The sequence below is a fragment of the Herpetosiphon giganteus genome (assembly GCF_016907925.1).
Classification (GTDB): domain Bacteria; phylum Chloroflexota; class Chloroflexia; order Chloroflexales; family Herpetosiphonaceae; genus Herpetosiphon; species Herpetosiphon giganteus.
The window spans coordinates 47177-62365 of sequence record NZ_JAFBCZ010000009.1 but is presented as its reverse complement, the minus strand read 5'-3'; the positions used below and the strand labels follow the sequence as shown (position 1 = coordinate 62365).

At 52.8% G+C, this 15189-nt stretch carries 5 protein-coding genes; all 5 read right to left on the bottom strand.

Annotation, left to right across the window (positions count from 1 at the left end):
* Positions 1–125 precede the first annotated feature (125 nt).
* The 5 genes from JOD20_RS10100 to JOD20_RS10080 all read right to left on the bottom strand — a co-directional run bounded on the left by JOD20_RS10100 (position 126) and on the right by JOD20_RS10080 (position 15128).
* Positions 126–1319 carry a glycosyltransferase gene (locus tag JOD20_RS10100; RefSeq protein ID WP_204755150.1) on the bottom strand — a complete coding sequence of 398 codons (1194 nt, stop codon included), beginning with the start codon at positions 1317–1319 and terminating at the stop codon, positions 126–128.
* A 69-nt stretch (positions 1320–1388) separates the two neighbouring features.
* Entirely contained in the window at positions 1389–2159 is a 771-nt protein-coding gene (locus JOD20_RS10095; RefSeq protein WP_204755149.1) for a thioesterase II family protein, read from the bottom strand.
* Positions 2137–6051 (bottom strand): type I polyketide synthase, encoded by a 3915-nt coding sequence (locus tag JOD20_RS10090; RefSeq protein ID WP_204755148.1) that lies wholly within the window; start codon positions 6049–6051, stop codon positions 2137–2139. Before JOD20_RS10090 ends, JOD20_RS10095 begins: the two co-directional genes overlap by 23 nt.
* A gap of 19 nt (positions 6052–6070) precedes the next feature.
* Positions 6071–9454, bottom strand: a complete 3384-nt coding sequence (locus JOD20_RS10085) for a non-ribosomal peptide synthetase (RefSeq protein ID WP_204755147.1) — start codon at positions 9452–9454, stop codon at positions 6071–6073.
* Positions 9455–9680: 226 nt separating this feature from the next.
* On the bottom strand, positions 9681–15128 hold the full coding sequence (locus JOD20_RS10080) for an SDR family NAD(P)-dependent oxidoreductase (RefSeq protein ID WP_204755146.1): 5448 nt from the start codon (positions 15126–15128) through the stop codon (positions 9681–9683).
* Between the last annotated feature and the right edge of the window lie 61 nt (positions 15129–15189).

Here is a 15189-nt window from a genome sequence, read left to right as displayed (position 1 = left end):
CCTTCCTTCCCGCCTCAAGGCGGGAGACACAGGGGGCTTTAATCCCCCTGTACCCCCTCAAGGGCATGGAGTGGGGAACAGGCATCCACCGATGAACCAGCGTTGCCGTGGTTCGCAGCAAAAACTTACCCTTTTAATTGCGCCAAATTGGTTAATAATTCAATTACCCGCTCGGGGCCTGGTAGCTCGCGAATTTCGGCTTGAAAGCGTTGGGCGTTGCTGCGGTAGCGGGGACTTTGCAATAGCTCGCGTACGCTGGCCCGAATCGATTCAACCGAAAACTCAGGAACCCATTGATCGAAAAATTCTTTGGGTTGGTTGGGCAAGCGCAAAACTTTACCTAAACCAAGCTCTGCCGCCCGCATTGCGCCTGCTGGCTCCTCGCCCGCCACGGGAATCATCAACAACGGCATGCCATGGCTAATTGCTGACATAATTGTGGCAAATGGGCAGTGGGTGATGAACAGATCGCAATGCGGGAAGAGCAAGGCTTGAGGAATGTATTGCTCGATATACACATTCGCTGGCTGCGGCCCAAATTGGGCTGGATCTTGTTTGGTGCCAACCGTCAAAATCAAATTAATTGGCTCGTCGCGCAACGCCTCAAGAATCATCGGGAAGATCGTTGGGGTATCAAAGACTGAACTCATTGAGGCATACACGGTTGGCCGATCAGGCAATTGCTCAACCCAGGCTGGCAATTCGCCATCGCTAAACCGCGTAAAGCGCAATGGCCGCAACGATTCCATGGTCGGAATTTCCTTGGGCTGGAACGAGGGTGGCGCGAAGGCAAGATATAACGCTGGATAGAGCATATCCATGGTTGGGTAGGGTGCTAGGCCATAGGTGCTGCGCAAATAGGCTAGTTCCTCGCCAATTAACGATTCAAGTGCATTCGCCGAGAGAAAATAGCTAATGCTGATCGTTGCTTGCGGAATGCCCAATAGTTCGGCGGCAACACAACTGCCAAACTCAAAATCGTTGCGCACAATCAGATCTGGTTGCCAGGTTTTGCAGAGGTTAAGCAGGTCTGCAACCATCGCATGCGCGGCAGCATCAGCGAAAATACTGCCCAAAATTGCCTGCCCTTGTTCGGCAAACGGTAGTTCGAAAATCTCGGGAAAGGTTTGGGCCATTTCTGATGAAAGCCACGCTAAGCCAGCAGGAAAGCCATCAAACCCTTTGGCGACGATGCTTGGGAGCATTTTTGCCGATACTGCAAAGGCTACGTCATGACCTGCCTCTTGCAACACTTGAGCAACTGGCAACATCGGGTTTAAGTGGCCAATGCCAGGATTCAGGACAAATAAGGCACGCATTGAACAATCCAATCCTTTCGGGCTGTGAGGCGGGCTAGCCGCTGTGAACAATGTTCTTGGGCTACCCTGCTAGGCTAGCGATGTGACCGACCTGACCAACGCTTGAATGTGTTGGTTGACATGCGTGGTTAGCTCGTGCTGCGATGGGTTGTGCAGATAAAAATGATCGCCAGCCATAAGCTCAATCTCACATGCATTGCTAGTATGGCTACTCCACAATTCAAGCTCAGCAGCGGCAACACTTGGGTCATCAAGGCCGCCATAGACCACCATTGGGCAATCTAGCACAATCGCGTTGGTGTAGCTGAAGGTTTCGCAGACCGCAAAATCGGCGCGCAAAATCGGGGTCAACAATTCGACTAACTCTGGATGCTGCAAAATATCTTTGGGCGTGCCATTCAATTGCAGCAAGCGATCCCAAAATTGCTGGTGGGGCAACTGATGAATCACGCTTTGGCGTGGGATATGCGGCGCTGCATGGCCCGAAACGAAGAGCATTTGGGGCCGCAGTTGATGCTCATGTTGCAAGCGCCGACTGAGTTCGTAGCTGACCAACGCGCCCATGCTATGGCCAAAAAACACGAATGGCTTTTCCTCAAGCAAGGGTTTAATCACCGGAATCAAATCGTTGAGCAATTGCTCCAAATTGGTATAAGCAGGCTCCATGAAGCGTTTGCCTCGGCCTGGCAATTCAATTGCACATAGCTCGACATCTTGGTCAAGCTGCTTGGCCCATTGATGGGCGCGCTGCGCCGTACCCCCTGCGTAGTGAAAGCAAAAGAGCCGTAGCGCAGCGTTTGGTTGCTTGCGCAACCATTCAATCCATAATTGTGATTTCATGTGATCCTTCATGGTGTGATGTTGTAGGTCTTAATGAATCATCAGCGACGTTATTCAACGCCACCGCCAAGTGGCGCGCCAAGCTTGGCAGGGCTGGCTCGCTCAGCAGGGTGTTGTGCGTGCCTGGGATGGTCTGGATATGAATCTGACCAGTTACAAATTTGCCCCAACCCAAATCGGCCAGCTGATACGCAGCTTGGAGTTGATCGTCGTGTTGGCCAGCCAAATCGGCAGCCCGTAAAATCAACACCTCGTTGGGATAGCTGGCTGGTTGATAATTCCAGACTGCTTGCGAATGGGTGCGAAAGGTTGCTACAAGGTGGCGCAAACGCACCAACGTGTAGCTATCGGGCAAGCCAAGATGCTGCTTGATAATCTCCAAGATCTGATTCCACATCGTCACATCTGGCTCAGCCTTGGGATCGTCAATGCCCAAAATGCTAGCATCTACGCCAAGCATCGCAATCAACAGCTCCAGATCCGTCAGTTGTTCCGGCGATGTGCCACTCAAGGTAGCGGGAGTATCGATTAATGCCAACAGGCCAACAGTTTCGCCTTGAGCAACTAAGTGGCTGGCAATTTCAAAGGCAATCGAGCCACCCATCGACCAACCGCCAAGCAGATATGGCCCTTGCGGCTGAACCTTGCGTATATCGCTAAGATAGCGTTGCGCCATCACTTTGATATTGTTCAGTGGCATTTCGGGGTGCTCCAAGCCAAAGGCTTGAATGCCATAGAATGGGCGTTGGGTGCCAAGCAATTGGGCTAAACCTGCATAGACGTTGGCCATCCCGCTCATTGGGTGAATGCAGAAGAACGGTGCTGCTTGGCCTTGCGGCTGCAAACGCACCAATGCCGATTGCTGATCGGCTTGCGGCGCAGTTTGGGCTTCGATCAGTTGCGCCAATTCGGCAATCGTTGGCGCTTCGAATAGACTGCGCACGCCGAGATTGGTATGGACTTTTTCTGCAAGGTGGGTGGCGACTTGCAATGCCAACAGTGAATCGCCGCCCAATTCAAAGAAATTATCGTGGATGCCAATCATTGGTACACCCAAAACCGCGCCCCACAATGCACTAATGGTTTGTTCAAGGCTGCTGCTTGGCGCAACATACTCGCTTGTGAGCTGTGGCCGCTCGTAGCTATTGCCTGTGTCGCTTTGCTCAGCCGGCTCTTGGTTGTTGGCTGCTTGCGTGGTTTCAGGCACATTTGCGGCTTCGGCGGTATTGATAAATTGCTCGACCCAATAGCGTTTGCGTTCAAATGGATAGGTTGGCAGGGCGATGCGGCGTGGTTTGCGCTCGACCCGTTGCTGCCAATCGATTGCAACTCCGGCGATCCACAAACGGCCTAGCGCATTCAACAAACATTGGCTATCAGTTTGCTGATCTTGCGGGTGGCGCATCGATTGCACCACAACTCGTTCTGCCCCAAAGCTGGCTTGAGCACGAGTTAAGGTTGTCAAGGTTTGGCCCGGCCCAACTTCAAGAAACACATGGGCTGGGTTTTGCAAAAGTTGGCTCATGCCAGCGCTAAATCGCACAGTTGAGCGCAAATGTTCAACCCAATAAGTTGGATTTGACCATTGCTCATGGCTCATCCAATCACCTGTCACATTCGAAATATAGGGAATCGTGGCAGGCTGCATACTGATAGTTTGGGTAAAAGCGGCAAATTCGGCCTCGATTGGCTTGAGCATGCTCGAATGGGCCGCTACGCGAATTGGCAAGCGACGATATTTGATTTCGCTGCTGAGTAGCTGCTGCTCAAGGGCATCAATCGCAGGAATTGGCCCAGCGACGACCGAATGTTCAGGGCTATTGAGCGCAGCCAGCGAAAGTTGGTCGCCAAGCAACGGCAAGACCTCAGCTTCGGGCAAAGCAAGATTAATCATGGCCCCGTCTTCAATCCGATCCATTAATCGGCCACGGAACTCGACCAAGCTAAGCACTGCTTCCAGCGAGATTGAGCCAGCCAAATGCGCCGCCGTATATTCGCCCAAACTATGGCCGATTAAGGCGACTGGTTGAATGCCCCATGCCAACCACAATTGGGCCAAGGCATATTCGGTGATGAAAATTGCCAACAAACTGTAGTGCATGCTGGCAAGTTGTTGTTCGTCGACGTTTGGGTTTGGGCTATAAACTAACTGACGTAAATTCGCACTGGTTTCGGGGTTGAGCAGATTCAAACAGCGCTCAACTGCTTGGCGAAAGCTGGGCTGAGTTTGGTAGAGTTCTTGGCCCATGCTTGGGTGTTGCACGCCGCTGCCAGGGAACATAAACACCACTGCTGGAGTCGTGGCATTGATTTGGCCGCTGACCATGCGTTTATCGCGCTGGCGCAAAATTTGGCTGGCCTCGGCGATCGATTGGCAAACCACGACCCGCCGATGATTGAAGGCTTGGCGACCTACTTGCAAGGTATAAGCAACATCGGCCAAGTTGAGCTGGGGATTGGCTTCAAGATGATCGGCCAGATTTTTGGTTGCTGCGTTCAGAGTTGCACGATTGCGCCCAGAGATCACGAGCATCTGCAAGCTGTCGGTTTGCGCGCTTGGCTCAAGTGCTGGTGCTTGCTCCAACACAACATGCGCGTTCGTGCCGCCAATGCCAAATGAACTTACGCCCGCTCTTCGCACAGGCTGATCTGCTGGCCAATCGCTTAATATTGTATTGACATAAAATGGCGATGTTTCCAGCGCAAGCTGGGGATTTGGGTTTTGATAATGCAGGCTGGCAGGAATTTTATTGTGGTGGAGCGCCAGCACGGTTTTGATCAAGCCAGTTACGCCTGCGGCTGTATCGAGATGGCCGTAATTGGATTTAACCGAGCCAAGCATACAGAACTGAGTTTTTGCGGTTTGCTGGCGAAAGGCCTTGGTGAGTGCTGCAACTTCAATTGGGTCACCAAGAATCGTTGCGGTGCCATGGGCTTCGATATAGGAAATTGTGGCTGGATCAACGTCGGCAACTTCTTGCGCAGCGCGAATCACCGCAGCTTGACCATCGATGCTGGGCGCAGTGTAGCCAATTTTCAGCGCCCCGTCGTTGTTGACCGCCGAGCCTTTGATCAAGGCATAAATCGTATCACCATCGGCGATTGCATCGTCAAGCCGTTTGAGCACGACAACGCCCGCCCCATTGCTATTGACAGTGCCTTGGGCTTGGGCATCGAAGGGCCGACAGTGGCCATCGGGCGAGAGAATGCTGCCTTCTTGGGCATGATAGCCTTGCTGTTGCGGCACGCTGATCGAAATCCCGCCTGCAAGCGCCATATCACATTGAAAACTCAGCAGGCTTTGGCAGGCCAAGTGCGTTGCAACCAACGAGGTTGAACATGCGCTCTGGACGCTAAAGCTCGGGCCACGCAGATTGAGCTTATAACTGACTCTGGTGGGCAAAAAGTCTTTGTCATTGCCCATGATCAACTGGGCCAGATCGGGAATTGTGCCCCGCCCTTGTTGGCTAACAAGGTTGCGCAACAAGTAGGTATTTAAGCTTGAGCCAGCAAACACACCAATTAAGCCTGGATAGGCTGAGGCATTGTAGCCAGCATGCTCCAAGGCTTGCCACGCACATTCCAAGAAAATCCGTTGCTGGGGATCGATTAATTCTGCATCGCGTGGCGAATAGCCGAAAAAGCCTGCATCGAAAAGCTCGATGCCTTCGAGCACCGAACCAGCCTTCACATAGCGTGGATGGGCCAATTGCTCAGGCGTAACACCTGCGGCCTGCAATTCAGCAGCATCAAAAAACGTAATGCCTTCGGCTCCAGCACAAAGCTGCTGCCAAAAACTATCAACATCGGGCGCTTTGGCCCAACGTCCAGCTAAGCCCACTACGGCAATATCAAGGCTGCCATCGTTGGCAAAGGTTTCATCATGACTCATCGTCGGTATCCTATCTTTGTTAACGGCGGCGACGTTGGCGTTGCAACGCTTGGCGCTGTTGTTGGGCACGATTGTCGTGATCAACAAAGGTTGAAGCTTGGGTCGATTGCTCGCTGCTCAGGTAGGCGGCGAGGGTCTGAATCGTTGGATACTTGAATAAATCCAAGAGCACAAGTTCGCGGCCCAAAAGCTCTTGCAGCCGACTATGCACTTGCACCATTGCCAGCGAGTTTCCGCCAAGATCGAAGAAATTGGCTTGGGTGCTAATTGGCGCTTGTTGCAAAATCTCTTGCCAAAGGTTGCTGATGGTTTGTTCAAGATTGTTTTGTGGCCCAAGCGTTTGGTCGCTGGCTTGATTGTGGCTCGGCGCTTGTTGGGCAAGGCTGCGATAATCAATCTTGGCATTGGGCGTAAGTGGCATTGTTGGCACGACCACGAAGGCGGCTGGCACGGCAAAGGCTGGTAATTGTTGTTTGGCATAGGCCTGTAAATCGGCAGCCAGATCGTATGGCGCTGGGTTCTGATTGCTGCCAACTGCCTGTTGTCGCGTGCTCGCTGCATCGACGACAGTTGGATTAGCCACAACATAGGCAATCAGCCGCGCCGTGCTACTGGCCTGATCGTGAAGCAGCACCACGCTTTGCTCAACCGCTGGATGGGCATTCACAATACTGCTGATCTCACCGAGTTCAATGCGATGGCCGCGCAATTTAATTTGCTGATCGATCCGTCCGATAAATTCAATTTGGCCATCAGCCCGATAGCGCCCAAGATCGCCAGTGCGATACAAACGCTGGCCTGGGGTTGCACTAAATTGGTCGGGCACAAAGCGCTCAGCAGTCAGATCAGGGCGGTTGCGATAGCCGCGGGCTACGCCAACTCCGCCAACATAGATTTCGCCAATCACGCCAATTGGCACGATCTGCTGGTGCTGATCAAGCAAATAGATCTGGAGGTTGGCCAGCGGACGGCCAATTGGTGGCGTGGTTGTGAGGGTCGGCTCAAGGTCGGTCAAACTGGCACAAACGGTTATTTCGGTTGGCCCATAGGCATTGATTAAGCGCCGATCAACCGCCCAGCGTTGCACAAGCTCGCTGCTTGAAGCCTCGCCAGCAGTAATTAGCGTGGTTAAACTTGGGGTTTGATCGGCTGGCAAGACCGCCAACAACGATGGTGGCAAGGTTGCCACGCTCACGCTGTGCTGGCGAATAAAGCCGAGTACGTCGGTGCCTGCGGCCAAACCGCCTGCTGGCATCAACACCAAACTTGCCCCAGCCAACAAGGCCATGCCAATTTCTGAAATTGCTGCATCGAAACTCAATGAGGCAAATTGCAGCACCCGGCTTTGCTCAGTTACCCCAAAGCCAGCAATCTGGGCTGTCACAAGGTTGGTTAGGCCCTGATGGCTGACCATGACCGCCTTTGGCTGGCCAGTCGAACCCGAGGTATAAATCAGATAGGCCAAATTGGCTGGCTGAACCGTGCTTGAACAATTATCAGCTGGCTCGCTGCCATCACAAATCGTAGCAAGGTCGAGGATGGTTACTCCGCTCTGCTTGAGCGCTGATACCTTTTCGAGCACATGGTGTTGGCTCAAAACCAAGCCTAGCTTGGAATCGTTGAGCATCCATGCCAAGCGCTCGCTTGGATAGGCCGGATCAAGCGGCAAATAGGCCGCGCCTGCTTTGAGGATTGCCAACAAGCCTACAACCATCACAAGCGAGCGATCGCAACAGATGCCAACCACGCTCTCTGGGCCAATGCCTTGGGCTTGCAAGCGATAGGCCAATTGATTGGCTCGTTGATTCAGTTCGTGATAGCTGAGCGCTTGATCTTCGCCAATCAAGGCGATTGCGGTTGGCGTTTTGGCGACTTGGGCCTCAAAAAGCTGCTGAAACAACTGTTGATCGGGATAGGCTTGGCTGCTGGGATTCCAATCCTTGATGATTTGGGTTTGCTCGTTGGGCGTGAGCATTGCCAATTGCGAGAGCTTGGTTTGGGGTTGCTGGGTGATGCTGCTCAGCAGGGTGACATAATGCTGACCCATGCGTTCAATCGTGCTAGCATCAAAGAGGTCAACATTATATTCAATCGTGGCGCGCAGGCCATGCTCAAATTCAACCAGCGACAGCGTGAGGTCGAATTTTGAGGGGCTAGCCACATCTTCCAAAATATCCAAGCCTGAATGACTACCACCGATGGCAACATTTTGTAGCACAAACAACACTTGGAACAACGCCGAACGACTGAGATCGCGGGTTGGTTGCACGGCATCGACCAACATTTCAAACGGCAAATCTTGATGCGCATAGGCTCCAAGCGCCACGTCGCGCACCTGCGCCAGCAATTCGAGAAATGTTGGATCATTGGCAGGTTTGACCCGCATCACCAAGGTATTGACGAAGAATCCAATCAGATCTTCAAGCTCGCGGCGATTGCGATTGGCAATTGGCGAGCCGACGATAATATCGTTTTGGCCAGTGTAGCGCTGCAACAAACCGACCCACGCGCCGAGCAGCAGCATAAATAAGGTTGCTTGCTGCTGCTGACTGAGCTGATTGAGCTGCTTGGTAAGCTCGCTGCTGATCCAAAAGGTGTGTCGCCCACCTTTGAAAGTTTGGATTGCAGGCCGTGGCCGATCGGTTGGCAAGGCCAGCACCGGCAATTCGCCAGCGAGTTGGTTTTTCCAATAGCTGAGTTGCTGGTCGAGCGTTGCGCCTTGCAGCCACTCCCGTTGCCAAGCAGCAAAATCTGCATACTGCAAGGCCAATGGCGTGAGTTCTGGCAGCGGCTGCTGGTTTTCCAAGGCGCTAAAAATCGCCTCAAACTCTTGGATAAAGATTTTGGCCGACCATGCATCAAAGGCAATATGATGGATGGTCAGCAATAAAATGTGCTCTTCCTCGCTAACCCGCAGCAATTTGGCCCGAAACAGCTGATCGTGGCGCAAATCAAATGGCTGCTCGGTTTCCGTTTGGATGGCTTGGTGGAGGGCTGCTTCGCGTTCGGTAGCATTGAGTTGACTGAAATCGCTGAGCGCTATATCGATATGTTCCAACGGCTTAATTACTTGTTGCGGCAGACCATCGATCATGCTGAAGCTGGCGCGCAATGGCTCATGGCGCTGAACAATCGCGGTGAGGGTTTGGCTTAGGATGCTTGGTAAATTGGCATAGCTCCCGCGAATTTGCATAGGAATTGAGATGTTATACAGCGCTGCATTGGGCTGAAGTTGCTCAATCAACCAGAGCCGTTGTTGAGCAAACGACAACGGATAGCTGGCTTGATCGGGTCGTGGCTGAATTTGCTGGGCTGGTTTATTGCCCTTGGCTTGAACTTTTTGCAACAGTAGGGCGCGTTTGGCTGGCGAAAGTGCTGCTAAACGCTCAGAATAATCATTCACAATCAAACCTCATGGCGCACATAAAAACGACTATGAATCCCCTCACCCTCAGTTTTCAAAGGTTAGTTTTTACGAATCATTGGCCAGTCACCACCCTTCCGTCCCGCCTCAAGGCGGGAGACGCAGGGGGCTTTAATCCCCCTGCACCCCCTAAAATTTATGAGTGGCGCTCAATCATTCCAGCTCCTCGCACGGACGAGAGGAGGATGGAACCAATACAACAGCCTTACAACCCAGCTTGAATCTCCTCTTCCGATAAGCCTTCAAGCTCGGCCAGCAGCGCTTCCATATCGGCTGCGTCGATCTGTTCAAGTTGTAAGTTTTCAATCGTTGTTGCTAGCTCGGCAATGGTTGGCGCGGCAAAGAGTTGATAGAGCCGCACTTCGAGCTGAAAGCTATCGCGCAAGCGCGAGACAAGCTGAGTTGCCAGCAGCGAATGGCCACCCAAGGCAAAAAAGTTGTCGTGAATCCCAATTTTGGGCTTGTCGAGAATCTCCTGCCAAATGCTGACCAACTGGGTTTCAATGTTCGTGGTTGGTTGGTCGACCACGGCATGTTGGTTTGCTGTGCCAATTTGGCTGAGCGCAGCATGATCAATCGCGCCGCTGCTCGTGCGTGGCAAGGCATCAACCTGATACCATTCGAGGCTGGCTGCGCCAAAATAGCTCTGCGCAAGTTGGCGATAGCGCTCGTGGCTGAGCGTGCCATGCTGATTAGTGGTATACAGATTGAGCTGTTGTTGCACTGGCTGATTAGTTGCGATATAAGGCCGCAAGGCTGGGCTATCGCCGTTTAAGCCAATCATCAACAGCGAATATTGCTGCTGGCTGATGCCAGCGAGCAGCGATTGCAAGCCTTGGCGCACGCCGATTAGGCTATAGCCGCGTTCTGCGGAAAGGCCACGGATTTGCTGGGGATTGTTGTGACTCATGCCAATGTTGTCCCATTGCGTCCAGTTCAAACACAGCGCCTTGGGATGCGACGTTTGGCGTTGATGCTGCATAAAGCTGTCGAGAAAGCTATTGGCTGCCGAGTAGGCACTAAATGTTGCGCCGCCAAAGAAACTATTAATCGACGACATGGCGATGATTGGCAGTTCAGGCCGATTAATCAATGCTTGTTGCAAGGCCCACGTTGCATAAACCTTGGGTGCAAACATCATTTCAAAGGTCGCAAGGCTTTCGTTGGCGATCCAGTGGCGCTCCATCACCGTCCAGTGATAGGCCAAATTGCCAGCCCCAGCAAAGTGGAAAACCCCAGCCAATGGCTGATTCCAGCGCGCTTCGGCAGTGTTGATCAGATCTGTGATCTGCGCGGGATCAGTCAGATCAAGTGCTTGATACACCACATCGGTGCTGAGATCGCTCAGATCTTTATAGGCGCGGAGCCGTTTGGCTAGGCTGCTATCGGCATGCAAATGCTTGGCCCAATCGCTTGCCAATGGCAACTCAGTTGAGCCAGTAATCACCAGTCGCGCGTTGTAGTTTTGCAGCAACCAGCGGGCAAATTGGCTGCCAATGCCGCCAAGTCCACCAGTAATCAGATACAAGCCACCCTTGATCAGCGGCGATTCAATCGGCGCTGTTTGTTCGATTTCGGCCTGAACGAGTGCTGGGACTAAGCGTTGGCCTGCCCGATAGGCGACTTCTGCTGTTGGCTTTGGCTGAGCCAGTTCATGGCAAATCTGCTGGCTATTGGTTGCTGCTGGCGCAGCATCGAGATCAAGATGCTGGCAACTGAGCCAATCAAGCTCCAAGGGAATTGTTTTGAGCAAGCCATGGATTGGAGCCGCCGCATACACCACCTGATCGCTTGGATTAATCGCATGACTTTGCTGCGAAACCACGGTTAGATGCGCGTTGGCAAGCTTTTGCTCGGCCAGAGCTTGGGTCAGGAACAGAATGCTATAAGCTCCCCGATATTGGGCCGCCGCCAGTTCGCTTGCTTGCTCGATTTGGCTTGGCAGATCAGCGCTATATAAGTGAATATAATCGTGAATATTGGCTGCGCTGAGCATCGCAACAAGCTGTTGGTAGTGCTCGCGATCGTTGAGATTAATCGTGTAATGGCGCTCGTGCTGGCTGAATGTTTCGCCAGCGCTAACCAAAACCCATGCTCGTTGGTGCTGTTCGAGCAGATCGATCAAGGCGCGGGCGAGCGCAGTATCATCGCTGAAAATGGCATAGCTTGGCTTGAGCAAGGCTGAATTGCTGCGCTGGCTGGTTGGTTGCCATTGTTTGCTATAAAACCAGCGTGGCAGCGTTTGCTCGTTGGCCAAGGCCAGATCGATGCGCTTACTAATCGCGCTAAAATCGCCAGCAACGTAGCGTTGGCTCAATTGCGAACGCTGAATTTTGCCAATTGCCGTTTTGGGAATATCGGTTTTGGCGACTGGCAGCACAGCGCTGGGATTAATGCCAATTTTCTGCACCACAACTTCACGAATCTGCTGAATTTGCTCAAGTTGCTCGGTAAAGTCGGGCAATTTCGAGTTGTAGAAAATAACCAGCGATTCGGTGCCACCTGCATGTTTGCTGGGCACGCTACAGGCTGCGCTATACGAAACCTCAACGCCAGCGATTGTTTCAACCAAGGCTTCGATTTCGTGGTTATGATAATTAATTCCATTGATGATGATGACATCTTTTTCACGGCCAGCAATTGTCAAGCGGCCTTGGTGCAAAAAGGCCAAATCGCCAGTTGTAAACCAGCCATCGCTGGTGAAAACTTCTTGGTTGAGTTCGGGATTGCGGTAGTAGCCAGCGGTAATCGTCGGACCTTTAATTTGCAAGCGGCCAATCATATCTTCGCCAAGGATTTGATCATCAGCATTGACGATGCGCAAGCTAACCCCGGGCAAAGGTGCTCCAACCTCGACGAACGCGACCCCAATGCTGTCGGCAGTTGCTGGTTGAATGACGCTTTGCAACGAGGCTTGATCGAGTTCGTGAAAACCGCTGTTCGCGCCAAACACCAATTGATCCGATGAGCTAATGCCCGATGAGGTTTCCGACATGCCATAAGCAGGATGCATCGCGCTGGCTGGTAGGCCATGAGCTTGCAGCAAGCCAAGGAAATTGAGCGCAGTTTGCTTATTGATGCCCTCGCCACCATTCAAAATGAAGCGCAAGGCCGAAAGATCGCGCTGTCGGCTATTAACTCGCTCGTGCTGATCGTTGATCAGGGCATAGGCAAAGTTGGGTGCCCAGGTAATCGTTGCGCGATAGTGCTCAAGCAGATCAAGCCAACGCACCGGATCTTGCAAAATATACTCGGTTTTGGCCTGAATTTGGCGACAGCCCAAGCAGAGATCATGAAAGTGGAACATCACGATGCCACCAACATGATCAAGCGGCATCCAATTTAATGAAACATCATTGTGATCAAAATGATTGTGTTGCGCGCTGGCCTTGGAGCGGCTGATAATATTGTGATGGCTCAGCTCAACGCCTTTGGGCAGGCCGGTGCTGCCCGAGGTAAACAGCACCAAGGCTGCATCTTGTGGCGCAAGCTGCTGGTGCTGCTGATCAGGCTGGTTCTGGCGCAACTGTTCTGCGATTTGAATTGCAACGTTGGCAACGCCCAAGCCATTGAACATGCGCTGCATATGGCTTAAGCTGGCTTGTTCGCAGACAATCAATGGTTGTTCCAAGGTTTGCCAGGTATTATAAAGTTTGCTCACCGCTGGGTTATGCGGATCGCTGCTAGTGGGCACTGCCAGCGGCACTGCGACAAAACCGCCAAGCATACAGGCCCAAAATGTCACCACAAACGGCTCGTTATTGGTGCATTGCAAGACCACATGCTGGCCTTTTTGTAAGCCTGCTGCCCGCAAACCAGCCAAAACCGCCTCAGCAGCGGCCAACAACGCCGCATACGATTGAACCAAAACCGTGCCATCGGCCTCGATATAGCTGATGCCATGCTCAGGATAGAGCTTGGCGGCCTGCACCAAGGCTTCGGCCAAGGTAAACGGCGCTTGATCGGCCTTGATTAATGGCTGGCCAACGGCCAAAGCTGGTTTGTCGCTGACTGCCAATGGTTCGGCTGGCTGCGCGCTCATGCTGCGCTGGGCTGGGCCAACATGCCCCATTTCAAGCACTGGCAAAATATCGTCGAGATGCAGCGGGGTTGCTGCTGGCACGATTGATTGGGCGACCAGCGCGACTTCTGCGCCATTGGCTGCCTGTTGCAGTTGGGCTTGTAACTCGGCCAATTGGCGCGAATCAAGCACGCTGGTTTGGGCTAATTGCTGGCGATCAGGCTGGCCATCGGCCATCCGCGGCAGGCGATCAAGTTGAATCAAGCCAAGGGTTGGCAATTGGCAACCAAGCTGAGTTTCGAGATAACTGAGCACGTCGCTTGGCTCAAGGCTGTGATTAGCAACGACAAAGCCCGTTAAGGCTGCTGCCTGATTGAGTGTAGTGCGGCGTACCACACAGCTTGCTTGAATTGCCGGATGGGTTTCGAGCAGGCTTTCTAGTTCTTGCAACAATAATGGCGCACCAGCCACGTCAAGCGTTGAATCAAGGCTGCCAATGATGTTAATTCGGCCATCATCGTGCCAGCGCGCGAGGTAGCGGGTTTGATACAGCTGGGTATCAGCGGCAAAAGGGCTAGCAATCAAGCGCTCTGCATTCAAGTGAGCTTGATCAAAGCCAGCAAAAACGCCTGCGCCAGTAACATACAATTCACCAGTTAAGCCAATTGGTGCAAGCTGCTTGTGTTGGTCGAGAATGAAGGCTTGGGTGTGGGGCACGGGCTTGCCGCTATGAATTTGGCCGGTTTGGCTGTGCTCGCCAACCACCGTCAGCAGTTGCATGGCCGGAAAACCATAGTAGTTGTGCCAGGCAGTTTGTTGCTGTTTGAGCTGTTGTTTCAGCGCCTCGCCAGCGAGCAAGCTTTCGCCGCTGCTGAGAATATGCCGAACTTTGGGCAAACCAAGGTTGGCTTGTTGAAGCTGACCCAGGGTTGCGAGGCTCAAGCCTAATGTTTGTGGTTGCTCGACATAATCCTGCTGATGCAGCGCTTCAAGCGTGCTAAACCGTAGCGTGCCGCCACTTGCGAGGGTTGCCAAACTGATGAACGCCGCAAAATCGGTAAATTCTGCGCCAAGCCACAGGCTTTGCTGAAAGCTCACTTTGGCTTTGCTCAAGTTAAAATCGATAAAACTGAGCAAATTGGCTTGGGTGAGCTGGCCTGCTTGCAGCAAGCCACTGGGATGCGAGGCATAGCTCAGGGCAATAATGCTTTCGGCAGTTGCTACAGGTTGCTCGATTGCAGCCGAATCGCTGTGCATGAGTTGTTCAAATTCAATGCTTGGAGCCTGATCGGCGACCAACGCCAGCGTCTCAGCTGTGCCGACTACCAATTGTTGGCGGGCAATAATGTTGCGCAAGCGAAAACCAGCCAAATTGGGGCTGAGCACGCTATAGCGCGCGCCCACCAGCAGCGCTGTTAGCAGCGTGCTACACACATCAATTGGCTTGGTGAGCAAAATTGCTACATTACTGCCAGCGCCAATCTGCTTGGCAGCTAAACCAGCCGCAAGCCGTTGGACGCGCGTCGCAAGCTCGCCATAGCTCAGTACTTGATCGCCATCGATGAGCGCTACATGGCTCGCTTGCTGTTCAACGCTCGTTGTAAAACGTCGCTGGATACTCTGAAAATCCATGTCCATTTCACCCTTTGCAGCGTAGCCAAGGGCTAGCATCAAATCTAGCCCTTGGAGATTC

Excerpts from the sequence above, each read along its gene's own strand:
- JOD20_RS10100 (WP_204755150.1), bottom strand. The coding sequence starts at position 1,319 with ATGCGTGCCTTATTTGTCCTGAATCCTGGCATTGGCCACTTAAACCCG.
- JOD20_RS10095 (WP_204755149.1), bottom strand. The coding sequence starts at position 2,159 with ATGAAATCACAATTATGGATTGAATGGTTGCGCAAGCAACCAAACGCT.
- JOD20_RS10090 (WP_204755148.1), bottom strand. The coding sequence starts at position 6,051 with ATGAGTCATGATGAAACCTTTGCCAACGATGGCAGCCTTGATATTGCC.
- JOD20_RS10080 (WP_204755146.1), bottom strand. The coding sequence starts at position 15,128 with ATGGATTTTCAGAGTATCCAGCGACGTTTTACAACGAGCGTTGAACAG.